Origin of the sequence: Salicibibacter cibarius (genome assembly GCF_016495725.1) — a bacterium.
Classification (GTDB): domain Bacteria; phylum Bacillota; class Bacilli; order Bacillales; family Marinococcaceae; genus Salicibibacter; species Salicibibacter cibarius.
This window is the reverse complement of sequence record NZ_CP054705.1, coordinates 3,322,790-3,341,729: the sequence shown is the minus strand read 5'-3', so window position 1 is coordinate 3,341,729 and position 18,940 is coordinate 3,322,790. Positions and strand designations below refer to the sequence as shown.

At 42.0% G+C, this 18,940-nt stretch carries 20 protein-coding genes and 1 other annotated feature; of the genes, 18 read left to right on the top strand and 2 right to left on the bottom strand.

Annotation, left to right across the window (positions count from 1 at the left end):
- Window positions 1-52: 52 nt before the first annotated feature.
- From HUG15_RS16985 to HUG15_RS16935, 11 genes are all read left to right on the top strand, one after another.
- Entirely contained in the window at window positions 53-946 is an 894-nt protein-coding gene (locus HUG15_RS16985) for a DUF6612 family protein (RefSeq protein WP_200124224.1), read from the top strand.
- 342 nt (window positions 947-1,288) lie between these two features.
- Complete coding sequence (locus HUG15_RS16980; RefSeq protein ID WP_246516379.1) at window positions 1,289-1,825, top strand: hypothetical protein; 537 nt, start codon at window positions 1,289-1,291, stop codon at window positions 1,823-1,825.
- 105 nt (window positions 1,826-1,930) lie between these two features.
- On the top strand, window positions 1,931-2,971 hold the full coding sequence (locus tag HUG15_RS16975) for an LCP family glycopolymer transferase (protein WP_200124223.1): 1,041 nt from the start codon (window positions 1,931-1,933) through the stop codon (window positions 2,969-2,971).
- Between the two features lie 385 nt (window positions 2,972-3,356).
- Entirely contained in the window at window positions 3,357-4,208 is an 852-nt protein-coding gene (locus tag HUG15_RS16970) for a pentapeptide repeat-containing protein (RefSeq protein WP_200124222.1), read from the top strand.
- Window positions 4,209-4,464: 256 nt separating this feature from the next.
- A complete protein-coding gene (locus HUG15_RS16965) occupies window positions 4,465-4,650 on the top strand; it encodes a hypothetical protein (protein WP_200124221.1) in 186 nt (61 codons plus the stop codon).
- A 410-nt stretch (window positions 4,651-5,060) separates the two neighbouring features.
- Window positions 5,061-5,828 (top strand): GNAT family N-acetyltransferase, encoded by a 768-nt coding sequence (locus HUG15_RS16960; protein ID WP_200124220.1) that lies wholly within the window; start codon window positions 5,061-5,063, stop codon window positions 5,826-5,828.
- 81 nt (window positions 5,829-5,909) lie between these two features.
- The gene (locus tag HUG15_RS16955; protein WP_200124219.1) at window positions 5,910-6,194 is read left to right on the top strand and encodes an accessory gene regulator B family protein; all 285 of its coding nucleotides are present in this window, start codon (window positions 5,910-5,912) and stop codon (window positions 6,192-6,194) included.
- Between the two features lie 99 nt (window positions 6,195-6,293).
- The gene (locus HUG15_RS16950) at window positions 6,294-7,325 is read left to right on the top strand and encodes a S66 family peptidase (protein ID WP_200124218.1); all 1,032 of its coding nucleotides are present in this window, start codon (window positions 6,294-6,296) and stop codon (window positions 7,323-7,325) included.
- Between the two features lie 757 nt (window positions 7,326-8,082).
- The gene (gene ltrA, locus HUG15_RS16945; protein WP_200124217.1) at window positions 8,083-9,885 is read left to right on the top strand and encodes a group II intron reverse transcriptase/maturase; all 1,803 of its coding nucleotides are present in this window, start codon (window positions 8,083-8,085) and stop codon (window positions 9,883-9,885) included.
- A gap of 228 nt (window positions 9,886-10,113) precedes the next feature.
- Window positions 10,114-10,293: an AbrB/MazE/SpoVT family DNA-binding domain-containing protein gene (locus HUG15_RS16940; RefSeq protein WP_200124216.1), complete on the top strand. Its 180-nt coding sequence runs from the start codon at window positions 10,114-10,116 to the stop codon at window positions 10,291-10,293.
- Between the two features lie 127 nt (window positions 10,294-10,420).
- Window positions 10,421-10,669 carry a type II toxin-antitoxin system PemK/MazF family toxin gene (locus HUG15_RS16935; RefSeq protein WP_246516378.1) on the top strand — a complete coding sequence of 83 codons (249 nt, stop codon included), beginning with the start codon at window positions 10,421-10,423 and terminating at the stop codon, window positions 10,667-10,669.
- Window positions 10,670-11,303: 634 nt separating this feature from the next.
- Here the strand turns inward: HUG15_RS16935 and HUG15_RS16930 are convergent.
- Entirely contained in the window at window positions 11,304-11,780 is a 477-nt protein-coding gene (locus HUG15_RS16930) for a small multi-drug export protein (RefSeq protein ID WP_211202253.1), read from the bottom strand.
- Between the two features lie 45 nt (window positions 11,781-11,825).
- Window positions 11,826-12,383, bottom strand: a complete 558-nt coding sequence (locus tag HUG15_RS16925) for a TetR/AcrR family transcriptional regulator (RefSeq protein WP_246516680.1) — start codon at window positions 12,381-12,383, stop codon at window positions 11,826-11,828.
- Window positions 12,384-13,107: 724 nt separating this feature from the next.
- Between HUG15_RS16925 and HUG15_RS16915 the strand changes: the two genes are divergently transcribed.
- The 7 genes from HUG15_RS16915 to HUG15_RS16885 all read left to right on the top strand — a co-directional run bounded on the left by HUG15_RS16915 (window position 13,108) and on the right by HUG15_RS16885 (window position 18,922).
- Window positions 13,108-13,917, top strand: coding sequence for a M23 family metallopeptidase (locus HUG15_RS16915; RefSeq protein WP_200124212.1), 810 nt, complete (start codon window positions 13,108-13,110; stop codon window positions 13,915-13,917).
- On the top strand, window positions 13,910-14,758 hold the full coding sequence (locus HUG15_RS16910; RefSeq protein WP_200124211.1) for a M50 family metallopeptidase: 849 nt from the start codon (window positions 13,910-13,912) through the stop codon (window positions 14,756-14,758). The genes HUG15_RS16915 and HUG15_RS16910 overlap by 8 nt, the downstream gene beginning before the upstream one ends.
- 75 nt (window positions 14,759-14,833) lie before the next feature.
- Window positions 14,834-14,909: a sequence feature (ribosomal protein L21 leader region), on the top strand.
- A 13-nt stretch (window positions 14,910-14,922) separates the two neighbouring features.
- The gene (rplU, locus tag HUG15_RS16905; RefSeq protein WP_200124210.1) at window positions 14,923-15,231 is read left to right on the top strand and encodes a 50S ribosomal protein L21; all 309 of its coding nucleotides are present in this window, start codon (window positions 14,923-14,925) and stop codon (window positions 15,229-15,231) included.
- Between the two features lie 10 nt (window positions 15,232-15,241).
- Complete coding sequence (locus tag HUG15_RS16900) at window positions 15,242-15,592, top strand: ribosomal-processing cysteine protease Prp (protein WP_246516377.1); 351 nt, start codon at window positions 15,242-15,244, stop codon at window positions 15,590-15,592.
- Window positions 15,593-15,596: 4 nt separating this feature from the next.
- On the top strand, window positions 15,597-15,881 hold the full coding sequence (rpmA, locus tag HUG15_RS16895) for a 50S ribosomal protein L27 (RefSeq protein WP_200124209.1): 285 nt from the start codon (window positions 15,597-15,599) through the stop codon (window positions 15,879-15,881).
- Between the two features lie 323 nt (window positions 15,882-16,204).
- On the top strand, window positions 16,205-16,843 hold the full coding sequence (locus tag HUG15_RS16890; protein ID WP_211202252.1) for a superoxide dismutase family protein: 639 nt from the start codon (window positions 16,205-16,207) through the stop codon (window positions 16,841-16,843).
- A 117-nt stretch (window positions 16,844-16,960) separates the two neighbouring features.
- Window positions 16,961-18,922, top strand: coding sequence for a chemotaxis protein CheA (locus HUG15_RS16885; RefSeq protein WP_200124207.1), 1,962 nt, complete (start codon window positions 16,961-16,963; stop codon window positions 18,920-18,922).
- The last annotated feature ends 18 nt before the right edge of the window (window positions 18,923-18,940 follow it).

Below are 18,940 nucleotides of genomic sequence, written 5' to 3'. Positions count from 1 at the left end.
GATAATCATTTTAAAAATACAACCGTTTGCCATTTCATAGGAGGTGTTTTCAATGATGAAAATCTTTTTAGTATTATTATTGGCTACAATTGTTTCTTCCTGTTCACCCGGATCAGAACATGAACCTGTATCAAATGAACCGGAAGACCAGTATACTACGAACATTGAAGACCCTGAGGAAATCGCTGCCATCTTGGAAGAAGCTCAAACTGTCGAAGAGGAGGTGAATAGCTGGAGTATGATGACAAGCATTTCTCAAGACATGACCGGGGATGAAATCAATGAGAAAACCGAAATGGGTGTTTCCAGTCGTTTAATGCTTGATCCGCTTGTTGGCCATGTAGAAGTGGATATGGAAATATTAAACGCGGACGTGGATTATGCAATGTATTTCAGTGAAGAGGCCACTTATTTGTCAGTCATTGATGATGGGGATGATGAGGGGGATAGGTTATGGCAAAGGGAATGGGAAAAAATCACTGGTGAAGATCACGAAGAAATCAGTGAGGGTTTTTATGAAGAGTCCATCGTAAATTACGATGTTTTGCTTGATCACGTGGATGAGTTAACGCTGACACTGTATGAAGCTGATTATTTTAAAGAACAGCATGAGGATTATGAAGGGGATGGCCTTTATACACTTAGTTGGCAAGGAGACTCCAATATATATCATGAATTACTCGTGCATGAAGATTTGGTTGATGAAGCCAATCCACCGGCGTCTGTCGAAAGGTTTCACTTTTCCTTTGATTTCGAGAAGGATACGTACCATCCCAAACATATCTATACGTCAATGAATGGCACGACGGATTTCGAGGGAGAGGTTGTTCACATTGAAGAAACAATGTCCTCGTCCTTTAGTAGCATTAATGCACTGGAAGAAGGAGACCTAAGGGTTCCTGACCAAGTCGAGCAAGCAGCAGACGAAGTGAACGGGGGAAGTTAGGCTCTAGCTCAACTTTTTCCTTGGCCATGATTAAAGGTATGAAGGATTGCTTAGGTAATCGGTGATAGCAATTATTCTTTGGTACCATAAGGGATCTCATCAACATTTTGAAAAAACTACGCTAAGGTGTAAGTGCTGTTATGACGGCAATTCACACTACGATAATCATCATTCGTGAGGTGAACATTCCTTAGCGTAGGAAATTTTTAAATAGCTGGGGCTATACCCCAAGTATGGATTATGCAATTAACGAAGCGCATTTTCGGAACAAAGGCTGTCCCTCTTTTGCTTTAAAGATCATGATTGTTTAATCATAAATTAAAATGGTAGGGGGGAGTGTGTATGGAGCTGGACTATGTAAGGGATTATGCGATGTACACAGCAATTTTCGGTATGTTTAGTTTAGTTTGGTTCGGGTGGGCACAGGAAAATCCGAGAGAAAATTGGCGCAAGTATATTGGGATTGCTTCCGGAATTGCGTTGATCGTATGCTTGGTTGGTGTGTACTTAAGCGTGACTCACTGGGATGCGGCTACTACTTTGTCAGAAATGGACGCCTTAGCTACTTACATAATCGTCTTCTACGCTCAATTGATTATAGGAGGCCTCGGTGCTTTCTTGTTGATCCGAAAGAAAAAGAAGGATTATGTTGCTTCGTGGATTGCCTTTATCGTAGGTGCTCATTTTTTCTGGTTAGTAAACGTCTTTCAAGATGCTAGTTTGTATATTTTAGCTGTACTTATGATAGCTATTGCGGGGATATCACCATGGCTGTCCAAAAAAATGCGCGTTACCAATAGTGCAATCATCGGCATTGGATCTGGTACAGCTTTATTTTGTTTTGCCATATTGGGGTTGATTCGATATCTATTGGCATAAAAACATTGTCACTTATATATCATTTATTTTTCTACAGTCTTCTTGTAAACTATGCTCGTATGCTAAGAGCAACATCCGAATAAATTCCCGGAAGGAGACAATGAAATGCCAAAAAATGAACCTTCCAGAGCAATACATCATCGACGCAAAAAAAGACGAAATAAAAAAATAATCTTTAGTTTGGCAGCGCTAGTAAGTGTTGTCATTATCGTCGCAGGCGGTCTTGTGTTCTATTTCATTACACAGGCGAGCAATCTCGTAGACGAGACACAAAGCTCTCTGGAGCGGGGAGACCATTCAGATATGCGAGATGTTGCCGTAGACCCCGATGAAGATAACATCTCCGTTTTATTTCTCGGAACCGACAATCGCGATGGCGATCTAGACGGTTTAGCCGATGCGATTTTATTGGCAACGTTTAACCGGGATGAAGGATCCGTAAATGTGATCAGTATTCCACGGGACTCCTATGTGCAAATCCCTGGGCAACAAACACAGGATCAAATTAACCATGCCCACGCCAACGGCGGAACGGATATGGCCATTGACACGGTGGAAAACCTGCTCGACGTTCCTGTCGATTACTATGTAACCTTAAATTTTGACGCCTTTATGGATACAGTCGATGTATTCGGGGGTATAGAGGTGGATTCACCCCTCTCTTTCACTGAACAGAACGCAGACGGAGATATGGATGCGATTGAAATTGATGAAGGTCCCCAAGTCTTAAACGGGGAAGAAGCCCTAGCTTACGTACGTATGAGAAAACAAGATTCTGCCGGTGACCTCGGACGCGGGGAAAGGCAACAGGAAGTGTTGGGAGCTTTGATTGACGAAGCGACTTCCCTCTCTTCGATGGCAAACTACAATGAAGTGTTTGACCGTCTACAGGAAAATATGAATATGAACATGTCCTTCAATGAAATCCTTGGTCTACACACTTATGCCAGTGCTGTGAATGAGATCGAGTACCATCAATTGGACGGTGAGAATGTTCGCGAGAACGGCGTTGAATATTACCAGGTCGATGACACAGACCTCGCGAACACACAGGCGATGCTAAAACAGCATCTCGATCTAGAGGAAGAACGTGATCCCGACGCGAACGAAACAATCAATGTCGAAGAAAATACAGAACATCAATAACCTTCCCTTTGATCATCTAGGAGGATAACGGGCTAAGAATTCAAACGGTGACTTTTAAAAAATTACAAGAAAATCATAAAAAAAGCGATTATAAGTGAAATTATACGAACAAACGTACTTGCTTTTCCGGGAGTTAATTAGAAATATCAATTAAAAATAATATAGATATGAATATAGAAAAACATACCTGATATATGGGCGGCATGATGTAATGATTGTCTGAATCCCTTAATATGAGGTTGGCCGCATTTTTTTAAGGGTGCGGCTTGCTTTTTGTGTTAGAATAATAACAAAATCTCAATTTTGTTTATTCCATTAAAGGGCCAGATTGTTGAGGAATCTTGTATAATAAACTCAAAAGTTTTTTCAGATAGAGGGTAAAATAATGGATAAGGAAAAAGCCAAAACTATTAGAGAAAGTTTAGCGGCTGATTGTACGAAGTGCTTTGGACTTTGTTGTACAGCGCTTAATATCGTAGCATCAAGTGATTTTCCGATTAACAAACCGGCAGGTACTCCTTGTATGAATTTGCAGTCTGATTATAGTTGCCAAATTCATAGTCAGTTAAGGGATAAAGGATTCAAAGGCTGTACAGTATTTGATTGTTTGGGTGCTGGACAAGTCGTTTCTCAAGTTACTTTTAGCGGTCAAAGTTGGCGAGAAAACCCTGACATTGGGAAAAAAATGTTTCAAGTGTTTCCCATCATGGAGCAAATTCATGAAATGATTGCATACGTGGCAGAAGCTCTGTCTTACGATATACCAGATGATTTATCTGACAAGTTGGGAAAACAGTTAGAGGAATTGCAGGCTTTAACGAAGTTAGACGCAGATAGTTTATTGTCACTTGATCTAGTGATGTATCGATTTTCTTCAAATGAGCTGCTTACTTTAGCTAGTGATTTTGTAAGGGGAAAAACAATTGAAAAAATGCCCGGTTTTCAGAATATTAAAGAGTTTAACCATGCGAGAGCTGATTGGATGGGCAAAAAATTAAAAGGAAAAGATTTAAGAGCAACTGATTTTAAAGGATCCTATTTGATTGCTGCAGATATGAAAAATACTGATTTAAGTGCAGTTAATTTAATTGGTGCGGATTTGCGAGATGTTAATTTCAGTGGTGCTGATCTGTCTACCAGTATGTTTTTAACCCAAATGCAAATTAATTCGGCTAAAGGTGATTTGAAGACAACCTTACCCTCTCATATTCAGCGACCTTCTCATTGGATTCACTAATTTTGTTCGTGTTTGTGTATTGAAAGGGTCTTTTTGAAGATGGCTTTACTATCACCCATATTCAAGAAAAGAGGCGCAATTCTGGAAGAACAGGGGTTGCGCTCTCCTAAAGAATAGGGCTATTATGTTAATGTACTGTGAATGTAATGAAAATCGATTATGCACATATATATATCATTTGGAAACATTTTTGCTGCAACAAGAAAGTCATCCCTGATACAGTAGGGTGAACCGTTGAAATGATTGGAGAGAAACAATGATTAAAATGGCATTAATGGCTTTGAGAAAGTTAGCCGAAGTTATTTTGGCTGCTTTTACTTTTGGTATTGTTATGGCTGTCATTTCCTATGATCCGGCGGCTGTACAGACGAGTTTGGAAGCCGAGTCACATTTTGTAGAAGGTTTTCAATTTGTTTTTATTTTTTCTTTCTTTTTTTCTTGATATTAGGCATTCCTGCCTCCATTTTAATTGAGAAAATAATGGAGACAATAGAATTTCGGAATCGAATATATACGCATCTCAGCCATTTCATCCTTTATGTTTCTGCAGGTTCACTGTTGGGAACAATGCTTTCGCTGTATTTCGCCGAGGAGATTGATGTGTATATTATAGGATGGAGTACGATAGCAGCACTATGCTTTTATGTTGTTTTAATAGGTCTGATAGGTCTGAATAAAATCATTCAGCTTTTCAAGAAACTAGAAGAAAACCAACGGTAGCCGTTGGTGTGGCTTTAAAATAAAGTCGTAACGTTTTATCCCTTTGGATATGATGATTCCTAAGGGTATTTTTACGAAAAACAATCTTCCGCAATCAGGCCAGATTATTGAACAATGGAAAGGTGCAAAAACATGATTGCAAATCAACAATTAGTAATAAGCAATTTTGAAGAAAAATTAAAAGCATTTACTCATGCAGTTAGTGGTGAACTAACAAGTGAAGAAGATTTCGTCATAGCAAATACGGAAGTACCCACTGATACATTCAATGTACTATTGGCAAAGTCTTCAAACTTAAAGAGCACATTCAAAGTTAGACAGGCTCTCGATTATTTTTCTAAGAAGGAATATCCTTTTAGTGTTTGGATGGATGTTGAGCATATGAACGATGATTGGAAAAGTCTTACGCAGGGATATGACTTAAAAGAAGCAGAACGTAATGTGATGATGAAACGTGAGAATACGCTTCATGTGGGTCAAAGAATTTCCGATCAACTTACAATCACTCAAGTGAAAAATAGTGAAGATCTTTTAAAATATAGAGAGGTGTTTTTGAGCTTATTTGAAGGTACGTCAGAAAAAGATGCATTAGAAAGTTATTTTAATAACTTTTCACAAATAAAATTAGGACCAGGATTTCAAATCTTTATTGGGTGCATAGATGGAATTGCTGTAACTACTGGTTTATTAATAGAAAGCCAAGATAGCTATGGTATTTATGATGTGATGACAAAAGAAACAGTTAGAGGTAAAGGGTATGGCAGTGAAATGTTTCAATTTCTTCTAAACCAAACAAAGGATAAACAAAAACCAGTTGTATTACAAGCTTCAGATGATGGTAAAAGCATCTATAAAGGATTTGGGTTTATCGATGTCGGAGAAATGGCTGTATTAAGCTAACGAGGCGCTATTCTGGAATAACATGGATTGCGCTATCCTAAAGAATCGGTCCAGTTGTGGAATAATAGGGGGGGGGAGTTGATGACGCTTAAATATTATTTAATTACAACTGGAAAAGCATTTGCTTTATCAGTCATTGTCTTAATCTTATTTTTAGGTGTCAGTTACTTTTTGAATCGAAATATCCCGATGGTGCCTATCATAACAACAATGATACTTTTCATAGTCATTGCGCCGGTGCTTCAAAAAAATGCTGATAAGCATAGAAACAAAGAAACACAATCTAAAAGAGAAATGATTTTAAGATATGTCATTTTTTGGGTTTTTATAGCTGTGATTTTGGCTTTAATTTTATTCTTTCTCTAGTTCCAATTTGTTGATTGACTGTTTTGGCTTACTACAGAAACGAGGCGCTTTAATTGAATAAAATAAGCATTAAAGTTTTGGCAGAAAGGTGTTTTTCAGTTGTTAATAAAACCGGAAAAATTGAGATCAGGGGATAAAATTGCGACAGTAAGCCCTTCTTCGGGAGCGGCCGGTGATTCAAATATTAGATGGCGCTATAATCAGGGTGTAAAAAGATTAGAAGATGTTTTTGGTCTACAGGTTGTTCCTATGCCGAATAGCTTAAAAGGCTCTGATTACGTTTATGAGAACCCGCAGTCACGTGCAGAGGATTTAATGGCAGCTTTTAAGGATCAGATGATTAAAGGGATTATATCCAATATCGGTGGTGATGACAGCATTCGTTTACTGCCTTATATTGATTTTGAGGTGATTCGCGAAAATCCGAAAATATTTTTAGGCTATTCCGATGTAACGATGCCCCATATGTTTTGCTATAAAGCAGGCATTTCGTCTTTCTATGGTCCGGCGATTTTAACCGACTTTGCTGAAAACGTGGAAATGGATCATTATACAGTGGAAATGATCCAGCGAACGCTTTTTTCGGACGAGATAATTGGCAACATTCAACCTGCGAAAAAATGGACAAGTGAGTTTCTCGAATGGGATGAAGCGAATAAGCACCAACGACGTAAGATGCAACCGAATGCGGGGTATGAAGTGCTCCAAGGATCAGGTGTTGCACAGGGGCGTTTGATCGGAGGTTGTATAGAAGTACTGGAGTTCGCTAAAGGAACGGAGATCTGGCCGGATAGCAAACATTGGGGAGACAGTATCCTTTTCTTTGAGACATCTGAAGAAAAAACGGAGCCGGAAATGATCAAACGCTGGTTGCGGAATTATGCTGCGCAAGGCATTTTGAAAAGTGCCAATGGGATGATCTTCGGCAAGCCGCAAGATGAACATTATTACAATGAATATAAAGAAGTCATTCAACAAGTCATGAGAGAAAATGATTTGCTCGATTTACCGATTCTTTACAACTTGAATTTCGGCCATACCGAACCAAAGTTTATTTTGCCGTATGGTGCGATGGCCGAGATTGATTGCAATGAACGCACCTTTTCGATTTTGGAAAATGGCGTTGAATAGGTACTTTTAATCAGCCTTTCAGTTGCAGGCGTCTCTCTACCGCAATCGAAGCGCCGCTCGACAAGTTCTGTTATAAACGCTTTGTAGCGTGAAATACAGAGGATATTCATAAATCCTAACGTTGCAACCGAGGATGGGAATGACGGAGCCATGTTTCCCGAAACCATCCCGTCAATACTCCTGCATGCGTCATGACTGACAGGTCATGGGGTTTGAAGTCAGGTAGAGTCGGCAGAACGAAGGCTGGAGCCATTCCAAAGGAAAAGGTATGCCAACGGATATGCCGGACGGCTGAAAAACTGGATACGGTGAGAATGGTTTCCGTGGAAGGAAACTGACGAACAACCGAATGTACAGGTCTATAGATTGACTATAGGGAAACCTATAGGCCATCCAACGATGGCGTGAGTAGCGTGGAGTAATGCTGCGCTTTCATGAAACACGCTATACCGAACAATGGCGGTATCCAGCTCACAGGCTTACAGGGAACACCTACGTTCAGTACGGAAAGCTAGGTTGTAAGGGACTTGGAAAACAAGGACCATTGAAACAAGGGCTGTCACCCGAAATGGTTGCTATAAGGCTTACGCCGAAAGGCATTGATCCTTGCGAGGGTAGGGGCATGACCCATGAAGCTCCTGTAATGGGAGGGGAGGAACAGCCCCGAGTCTAGCGAGGTGAACGATCATTTTCCAAACGTGCATTGCATCGATCGGGTAAGAACGTGGGAACATCACTCTTGAGAGAGGATGCCACAATGCAAGCTTTACGTTATTGGGATTACTACGACATGACGGAAACATTCACGGATTTGTATGAAAAGTCTATAGAATGCCAAAGCTTTTCTCGTCTCTATGATGTCATCACATCACGGGAAAATATTCTTTTAGCCTATCGGACCATCAAATCCAACAAAGGCTCAAAGACATCGGGAACCGATGGGAAAACCATTGCCGATTTAAAATCGTGGTCGGAAGAAGACTTAATCTCTGAAGTCCGAAACAAACTCAAAAACTATTGCCCAAAGAAAGTCCGTAGGAAGTGGATTGAAAAAGATAACGGGAAATGGCGACCGCTGGGTATTCCATGCATACTCGACCGTATTATCCAGCAATGTTTCAAACAAGTGCTGGAACCGATTGCGGAAGCCCGGTTTTACAATCACAGCTATGGGTTTCGCCCTCTTCGATCTGCTCATCATGCGATGGCAAGAATCCAATTTCTGATTAATCAAGCACATTTTCACTTTGTGGTAGACATTGATATCAAAAGTTTCTTTGACAATATCAATCACACACTACTGATCAAGCAACTGTGGAATATGAGGATTCAAGATCGCAAAGTGCTGGCATGCATCTCGAAAATGCTAAAGGCTGAGATCGACGGTGAGGGAACGCCTGTTTGCGGCGTGCCGCAAGGTGGTCTGTTATCGACGTTATTATCAAATATCGTCCTTAATGACTTAGATCAATGGGTCGCAGGCCAATGGGAGACGTTTCCTCTTGCCCAACCATATAGCTCTGATGATTCTGCAAGACAAGCTAGGAAACGAACGAACTTGAAGCAAGGATACCTTGTACGTTATGCAGATGACTTTAAAATCCTCTGTAAAGATGGGGAAACAGCCCAGAAATGGTATCATGCGGTTCGCTTATACCTGAAAGACCGTTTGAAACTGGATATATCGCCAGAAAAATCCCAAATTGTGAATCTGCGGAAAAAGGAGTCGGAATTTCTCGGGTTTACTATCCGTGCGGATAAAAAGGGCAAAAAGAGAGTTGCGCGAACTGGGATCAAAGCAGAGAAAAAGCAGAAGATCAAACAAGAAGCGAAAAAGTTTATTCGCAGAATAAGATCTTCCCCATCTGCACTCAACGCGCTCCTTTTCAATAGTTTTGTTTCTGGGCTTCATCAATACTTTAAACGAGCCACAAAAGTAAATCTAGAGTTCTCACGTCTTGCCTTCGATCTAAAAGCGTATATCTACAATCATCTCAGACCTGTAGGAAAATATGAACATCCTACCAACCCACCACCCACGTATAAAAAGCTCTATAAACAGAGCATTAAAACGTTCAAAATTTGCGGCGTGTATTTATTTCCCCTCGCCGATGTAAAAACCGTCCATGCGATGGGTTTTACGCCAACCGTGACCCCTTACACGAAGAAAGGTAGGGAAAAGATTCACAAACGGTTACGTCCAGATGTAGGGCAAGAGATCGGGGTGCTGATGAAAGCAACGCTTCCCCATCGAAGTGTCGAATATTTGGATAATCGAATCAGCCGATACAGCATGAAAATGGGGAAATGCGAGATTACGGGCATGGATTTGCCCGCCTCGGAAGTTCATTGCCATCATTACATGCCAAAGCAGCTGGGTGGAACCGATCAATTTCATAATTTGCGAATTGTTCATAAGGATGTACACCGTCTCATCCATCATACGGATGCTGAAAGGGTGCGAATCCTTCTTCGTCAATATAAAATCAACGCATCGCAATTAGAAAAGGTCAACAGGTATCGAGAACAATGTAGATTACGAAGCATCGAGCAATCCTAATCACGGAAGTAACGAGGAACTTATGATCCAGTAATTTTGTTAGATGGAACGCGGAGTGCGGGGAAACTTGCACGCTCCGTGTGGAGCAGGGGAAAGGCTGGAGATCACTTCAAAGGTTTACCTATTGCTGACTATTTTGGGAGATAATGTCAGAAATACTTAACATGTGGAAACATATCGTGCATACTTTTTGTAGATACATTATGGATATACATGAGGGGGGTGTCAATGAGCGAAGAAAAGCATCTGCACATGGAACGGAAGATCCTAAAATGGGGAAATAGTTACGCTATCCGGATACCCAAGGAGTTCTTAGAAAAATTAGGCATAAACCCAGATATCGAACTGACTCCATTCAACACCTATTTAAAGACTGCGATGCAGAACCATTTCAAGAAGAAATCCTGAATCCAACTGAATCAGTGGGTGATGAAGAGTGGTAAATGTTCCATTGCAAAAGGCGATATCATTAAATTAAATTTTGGTCCAAAGCAAGGACACGAACAAAACTGGATATCTGTGTCTAAGTCACAAAATGATTAGTGACATCACTAATGTTGCCATTTTTGTCCCGATATCCAATACAAAACGACGTTACCCTGTCTACGTCACTCTAATGGACTGCAAGACAACCGGAGTTGTTATGCTTGATCAGCTTGTTACGATTGATTATAAGCATCGTCACTATAACTTCGTTGAAAGTGTTAGTAGTGATGTCTTGCTTCCAATATTACGGTTAGTTCCTCTCCTATTCCAGTACAATTATGACAATGGTGGATTATAATTATTTACCAAAATGAGCCTTTCAGAATAATGGATCAACACTAAAATCTATGGCTGACAAATAGGTTTAAGCATGGGCTATGGTAACCGTTACGGAAAAACACGACGTTTTCCGTGGACTTGCGCTCAGCCTTCTCGTTAGAAAACTTGGCTTTTCGACAAGCTTTTATGGCGAAAGCCTTAGTCGCGCTTATGCAGGTAAGAAAGTTGATTTTTACTTTCTTATCGGCAAAAAAGAAATTCGCCTTTTTCTGCGGGGTCTTCCCACTGCGCTTTCCCGCAGTCTCCGTGTTTTTCCTCCGCTAGTAGTCTATATCAGAAGTTCTAAAACGCCTATTCAAATATCTCCCGATTCTTTGAAGACTGATCGGGGTCAAAATTTGTATTATGAGTCCTCAGTAGTCCGATCTGAAGACTGATCGGGGTCAAAAATTGCATTTTGAGTCCTCAGTTGCTGTGGTTGATCATCGTTTGGCTGGATTTTTGTGTAGGGAAGCATTTTTGAAACGTTGCACTATCACCATAACTATTCACTGATATCAACCATAGATTTTAGTGAAGAGCCAGAATAATTTATCTTATTTTTTCTCATCTTGTGACCAATACCATGGGTGTATGATACCGTTTGCCATTTTTTATCGGAAAAAAACATCCATCCCGAAATGAACAGCCACTCCGGTTATTATCGACCAGATTGCAAGACTGATGACCATCCATATCGATATATAGGCTCGGTTTCCTCCAAATGAACAGGCCATCAGCGCGGTTGCATGACTGCTTAACAGGCCGGTGCCAAAAAAAGTTAAGCCTGGGATCCCATATTTATCCCATAGCTTTTTTGCTTTTTGTGCACGCTTACTTTTCGGCGTGTAATTGTCCATGTCAGGCTTATTTTGATTTTTTCTTTTTCGCCTGATTGCCAGCACGTAATCAAAAAGCCATATAAGTAAAATTACACCGATCAAATTACCTGCAAAGCCGAAAATAATTACTGGTATTGTCGGCACTCCGGCGATAATGCCGGCAGGGATTGCGAGCATATATTCAATAAAAGGAATGGTTCCTCCCACAAATATCAACAGTAGATAAAGAATTAAATTTATGATGAACACCTTCTTTGTATCGATTTTCAAGTAATTTTAGATCAGATCATTTTTTTAAAGTCCATCTAAGAAAATTTCGGCTGAGTGGCGATATAGCTCTTTCCTACGTTCAATCGTTACGTCATACGTGTACATCTCAAGGCCGGAAAATAAAGCACCGGCGATAAAGCTCGTCATTTTTACGTCACTAACGTTCCACTCGTCGTTCAGGTTTCCATCGTTCAAGATGTCTTCATAATAAAGGAGGTAGCGATAGTTCAATTCCTTAATGTGATTTTCGATGTCTTTTGAATGATGGTTTTTGGCGTAAAATTCTGCTATTGCTCTGCGTAACGGAAAATTTGCATCCATATCAGCACTAAAATTCGCGATTCCCAACATTTTCTCGCGTGCTGTATTGAATTGTCTTTGCTTCGTTTTCCATTCGTTATCCCATTTCTTCTCTTCCTCTTTAATTAGCGATAGAAATAAATCTTCTTTGTTTTCGAAGTGGTAATAAAGATTGCCTTTACTGCTACCGGATGCTTTCACAATGTCAGTTATGGATGTATCACGGTATCCTTTTTCGATAAAAAGCTGATGTGCAGCTTGAATAATGCTAGATTCCTTCATCACGAAACCATCTCCTGACGTTGTTATTGATAGTGAGCACATTATATACCGACCGACCGGTCTATGTAAAGAAAAGAATCGTGCGTTTTCCAAATAAAAGTTTGACGGCACTGTTACTCTGGACCAGATAAATTACCCATTGGTTAGTGTTTCGATAGTACGGGGTGGATTGTGGGGGCCGCGAAATGTATAGTACTCAGCGATAACTGCAAAAGAAAACGTCTCGTCCTCCCGTTTAATACTAATAATTTCTGCATTCCAAAGAGCATATTGTTGATCCGGATGTTCAAAAGCATATGGGTTTAAAAGTGATAAATAAGAGCCATGAATGCTAGGGTCTGTAATTAAATTTTCTGATTCAGCACTTGCCTCACTACCGAGCAATAAGAATGCGGCGCATAAGTATGAAAGGATTTTCACGGAGATTTTCAGCGGGTGATTCCCCCTTTTACGTGTATTTTTTCCATCTTGGTATTGCTTATTCCCGTCTCCACTTTATCGAAATGGCTGATAAAACGTTTGTTTTGGCTGATTTATTGCGAAGTTTGGCTGATAACGAGAGGGTTTTCAGCTGATAAATTCTGAAACCCTTCGTAAACACCCCGCTGCTTTATCGGAAGGATCAACATTTGACCTCAACTCTGATACCCCCTACGCATATCCTTGTCCCCCGCTCATACGATGTACAAACGCACAAAACGGATGACGTGCGGGGAGGGGTGCTATGAGCCGGGATATTGAACGTGTGCGCAAACAATTATCCAAGAAGCGAAAGCATGAACCGTCGGGTAAAAAAGAGCCGGTATCGATACCGAAAAATGAAAAGCCATATTATGGATACTATCCGAGCCGTGAAGAAATGAATGAACACGAACCAGAATTTTATCTATGGAGAGACCGTGACGGCAAACAACCAGTGAGTCCTCGCAAAGAAAAAATGAAGCAACGTTTCTTCATGCAATGGTTGGGGGCGCTCGCTTGTTTTCTGCTAACGGCGATGATTGTTCAAACGAATATCCCGTTGTCGGCAGATACGAGACAAACAGCTTTGAACCTGTATGAAGATGAATTTCAATTTGCTGTTGTATCAAATTGGTATGAAGATCAATTTGGGCGTCCGCTCGCCCTTTTCCCGGAAGAACAGCTTGATGAATCCGAACTTGTTGATTCCGATGGATACGCTTTACCGGCCGCTGGAGCAGGCATTGCTGAAAGTTTTTCGGAAAATGGCCGCGCAGTTGTGCTTGAAACGCTAGAAGATGAGGAGGTTATCGCTACTCGTGGCGGAGTTGTCATACAGTCGGGTTCCGACGAAGATTGGGGACAAGTCGTCGTTGTCCAACATGATGACGGAACGGAAGCGTGGTATGGCACGCTCGATTCCATTGATGTTGGTTTATATGACCATGTGGAAGCCGGTGATTTATTGGGAGATGTCATGAGCGACGAGGATGGAGGCGGGGGTCGCTTTACATTTGCGCTTCGGGAAGATGATGAATATATTGATCCTAACGAAGTGATGACATTTGATTAATCTTTTGTTGCTCGTCCGTGTGCACCCCCTGTTTTGGTTTGTGGTCGCGCTGGGCATCGCCACCGGTTATTTTCGCGAGCTTTTGATGCTTTTTGTGATTGTCTGTTGCCATGAGCTTGGCCATGCTGTTGCCGCAAAATATTTCGGTTGGCGTTTGCGAAAAATTGAATTGCTCCCATTCGGGGGCGTTGCCGAAACAGAGGAATATGGCAATCGCCCCTACAGGGAAGAACTCATTGTTATACTCGCAGGACCGTTTCAACACCTTATTCTCATGGCTTTCTCCTGGGTCGCGGTGGGCCTCTTTCCTTTTTGGACAACGGGCGATCATGAAATCTTTCTTTTTCATAACAGCGCGCTTTTATTTTTTAATTTACTGCCGCTTTGGCCTTTGGATGGCGGAAAACTTCTGCAATTGATCACCAGTAAGTTTTTGCCATTTCGGGAAGCGCAAACATGGGCGCTTCGTTTTTCCCTCGGTTTCCTTATGATTGTCGTTTTGATCACAGCCATTTCGTATCCGATGCATTTACAGTGGTGGGTTATTCTAGCATTTCTATCTGTATGCCATTACTTGGAATGGAGACAACAACCATACGGGTATTTGCGTTTTTTATTGGAAAGGCGTTTGCTTGAAAATCAAAAAGGGGGAAAAAACGTCACTACTCTCGTGTCTTCCAAAGAAACGGTTCACGTGGCGTTAAGACGTCTGCATAAGAATAAACGAACGGTCTTTAAAATTAAAGAAACAGGCCATGTGATCGATGAAAAGGACGTGCTCGAGCACTGGTTCAAAACACGGAAGAGCCACGTGTCCATCGGCACGCTCGCGCATCTCTAAATACGCTTTTCGCAAGGGTTTGCGTTATTGACAGCGATATTTTCCTATGGTAACATAAGTTTGTTGTTTGGACCCTCCAAACTACAACCGCGCAGCGTAAGGTTACAAGCTGAATGAAACGGCACCTTACTTGGCGAGTCTTAGAAAAGCGGGAGGTGCATGAAGTGTACGCGATTATTGAGACAGGCGGAAAACAAGTCAAAGTCGAAGAAGGCCAATCCATTTTTGTGGAAAAATTGCCGGCAGAAGCCGGTGAGGAAGTTACCTTCGATAAAGTGCTTTTTGTCGGCGGTGACGAAACAAAAGTAGGCGCTCCATATGTGGATGGCGCCAAAGTGGCCGGAAAAGTCGAAAAGAACGGCAAAGGCAAGAAAATTATTGTATACAAATTTAAGCGTCGCAAAGGGTATCGTCGTAAACAAGGCCATCGTCAGCCTTATACAAAAGTCACCATCGACAGCATTCAATCCTAAGGGTTGATCTATGATGATAAATATGACGATCGTGCGCGATGCAGTCGATCATACGATTCAGGCATTTACATTATCGGGTCACGCCGATGCCGCTGATTACGGAGAGGACATCGTTTGCGCCGGCGTATCAGCGGTTGCGATTGGAACGGTCAACGCTATTGAAGCGCTGTGTACAACGCCGCTTGATGTGGATAGCGAGGAAGATGGCGGTTATTTGCACGGGTCTGTCCCCGGCACTTGGAGCGGTCGGGGATTTGAAGACGGCCAGCTCTTATTGGAAGGGATGCTTGTTGCCATCAATGGCATAAAGGAATCGTATGGCGATTTTATAGAAGTGACAGAAAAATATAAGGAGGTGTAGAACGATGCTTAACATGGACTTGCAATTTTTCGCCCAGAAAAAAGGGGTTGGAAGTACGAAAAACGGTCGTGACTCGATCTCGAAACGTCTCGGTGCAAAACGTGGCGACGGTCAAAACGTGACCGGAGGCTCTATTCTCGTACGCCAGCGCGGCACAAAAATCCATCCCGGTGAAAACGTCGGCAAAGGTGGCGACGATACATTGTTCGCCAAAATTGATGGTGTTGTAAAATTTGAGCGTGTCGATAAGACACGCAAACGAGTGAGTGTATACGCAAAAGAAGCATAATCATTGACCCCGGCTGCGTGCCGGGGTTTTTTCAGGTAAGAAAATATACATCAACTTTCTTACCTGCATATATGTGGGCGAAGGCTTTTGCCATCAAAGCTTTGCGAAAGCCAAGTTTTCTAATCGAGATAAGGGAGCTGATATGGGTATCGTCCGTTTCTGAAATTTACTAAAATTGAGCCTTATTTACTGCGTCATTGTTGATAAATGGGCATGTATTCGCAAGACTTGCGAATGAATTTATAACAAATTGGAAATTTGCTGTTTGTTTCGATCTTTAAATTGGTAATAGTCCCATATCGAAAATGGGGGTGAAGAAACAAATGATGAGCAAAAATATTTTTTCATTCGTATTCATGGGAAGTTTGTCAATCCTATTGGTTGCTTGTTCACCGGAAGATTCGGAAGAGGGCACTGAGTCGTTGGACACTCAAAGCAATGATGAAGAGGATACCGGTGAAGAAGAAACGGGGGCACCGGATGCGGTTGCCGAACTGCATGACGAAAATGACGAACCGGTTGGAACGGTGAGTTTTGATGAGCACGACGGTAACACAATGATTACGGCAGAAACCGAGAATCTCGATCCGGGTTTTCATGGTTTCCATATCCATGAAGAAGGCGTATGCGAACCTGATGCCAAAGAAGGTCCATTTGATACGGCGGAAGGCCATTATGCCCCGGAAGACAATGAACATGGGGAACATGCAGGTGATTTGCCGCCTCTTTACGTCAAAGAAGACGGAACAGCCGATATGTCGGTAGAAGTCGATAACTTTACCCCCGATGAACTCGTTGAAGAGGAAACAGCCATGATTATTCATAGTGACCCGGATAATTTCGCTCATATCCCGGATCGCTATACATCTGATGAACAAGATGAATCCGGTCCGGATGAAGAAACGCTTGACACAGGGGATGCGGGAGATCGTGTTGCCTGTGCAGTCATTGAAGCATCATAAAAAGAAGCGAAAGCATCGCTTCTTTTTTTAGGAACAAAATCTAGGAAAATATGCTCAAATCCAATGATGATTATGATAAAATAGAAGCAATAGAATGATCGGAAAAGAGATGATGAAATGGCACAATCGAATTACTTGCAATTGTTTATCGATGAAGGTCGTGAACATGTTCAAAATATGAATGACCGGTTATTGGAGTTGGAAAAAAATCCGGTTGCCATCCCTATTATTGAAGAAGTGTTCCGTTCTGCTCATACGTTAAAAGGGATGGCCGCGGCGATGGAGTTTCAGGATCTGGCCACGCTCACCCACGCGATGGAAAATGTACTGGATGTCCTTCGAAATGAAACGGTGATAGCAACGTCTGAAATGTTTGATCATATTTTTCATTCCGTTGATGTTGTCGAGGAAATGATTGATGATATTGCCGAAGGCGGAAATGGCAGCAAAGACATTGACCCTTATCTCGTTCAACTAAAAACGCTGACGTCTGAGGGCGAGGAAGAAACAGCGGCGACGATCGAGAAAACGCAATTGTTCTCCTACGATGAATTTGAGCAGACTGTGTTGGATCAATCGATAGAGCAAGGGTACACCCCGTATGAGATTACGATTACGTTGGACGAAGCCACCCTTCTTAAAGCGGCACGGGTACATATGGCATTCAATGTGTTAGGGGACTACGGAGAAGTGATTAAAGCCAGCCCGCCCGTGGAGGATTTGGAAGAAGAAAACTTTGATTATACGTTTACGATTGCTTTTATATCGAAAAGCAGTATGGAAGATTTGAAAGCCATCCTATACAAAGTGTCGGAAATTGCCTCCGTGCATATCGAAGCGATTGCCGATCGCCATATTCAACGAGAGGAAAAGACTCAACGGAAAGAGGAGAACGACGCGAAGAGTGTCACGGATAAAAAAGACACGAAGCGAACGATTAAGGTGAATGTTGAACGTTTGGATATGCTGATGAATTTATTTGAAGAATGGATCGTGGATCGCGGACGTTTGCAAAGGAGCGCGCATGAGCTGCAAAACCAAGCGCTAACGGAAACGGTAGAGCGAATGAGCCGAATATCGGCTGATTTGCAAACGGTCATTTTGAATATGCGCATGATGCCTGTCGAAAACGTTTTTAATCGTTTTCCGCGCATGGTCCGTAAGGTGTCAAAAGACCTCGGGAAAAAAGTAAAGATGGAAATCGAAGGGGAGAAAACGGAACTGGATCGTTCCATCATCGATGAAATCGGGGACCCGCTCGTTCACTTGTTGAGGAACTCGCTCGATCACGGGATTGAATTGCCCGAGGAACGAATGGCTGCCGGGAAAAATAAAGAGGGAACTGTTCGCCTCAACGCTTATCATAGCGGCAATCATGTTTACATACAGGTGTCGGATGATGGCGCGGGCATTGATAAGGAAAAGCTCGTTAAAAAAGCAGTGAAGCAACGGATTATCACTGAAGAAGAAGCAAAAACGATGACGGATGCCGAGAAGTATCATTTATTGTTTTCATCGGGATTCAGCACGGCGGAAGAAATTACGGATGTATCGGGGAGAGGGGTTGGCCTTGATGTAGTCCGGCGAACGTTTGAATCGCTCGGCGGTGTTGTTACCGTCGATTCCAAACCGGGAAAAGGATCCGTTTTTTCCGTGCAGTTGCCATTGACGCTTTCTATTATTGAAGTTTTGCTCGTGCAATTGGAAAATGAAACGTACGGGATACCGATCTCGGCAATTACGGAAACGGCCATCATTCCGGAAGCAGCCGTCTACAAAACATACAACCAGGAAGTCATTGAATTCAGGGGAAACGTCATTCCGCTACTCTTTTTGCACGACGTGTTTCAGGTGCCAAGTGCGCATAGTTCACATTCCGAGCCTTTCCATTCTGTTGTAATCGCGCAAAAAGGAGATCGATATGCGGGGCTCGTTGTGGATGCGTTTATCGGCCATCATGAAGTGGTGTTAAAGTCGCTTGGGTATTTTTTGCAAGATGTTTTTGCGATTTCGGGCGCGACAGTTATAGGCGACGGTGAGGTAGCGTTAATTATTGACACAAATGCGCTTATTAAATAAAAAATGGGAGTGGGAAAG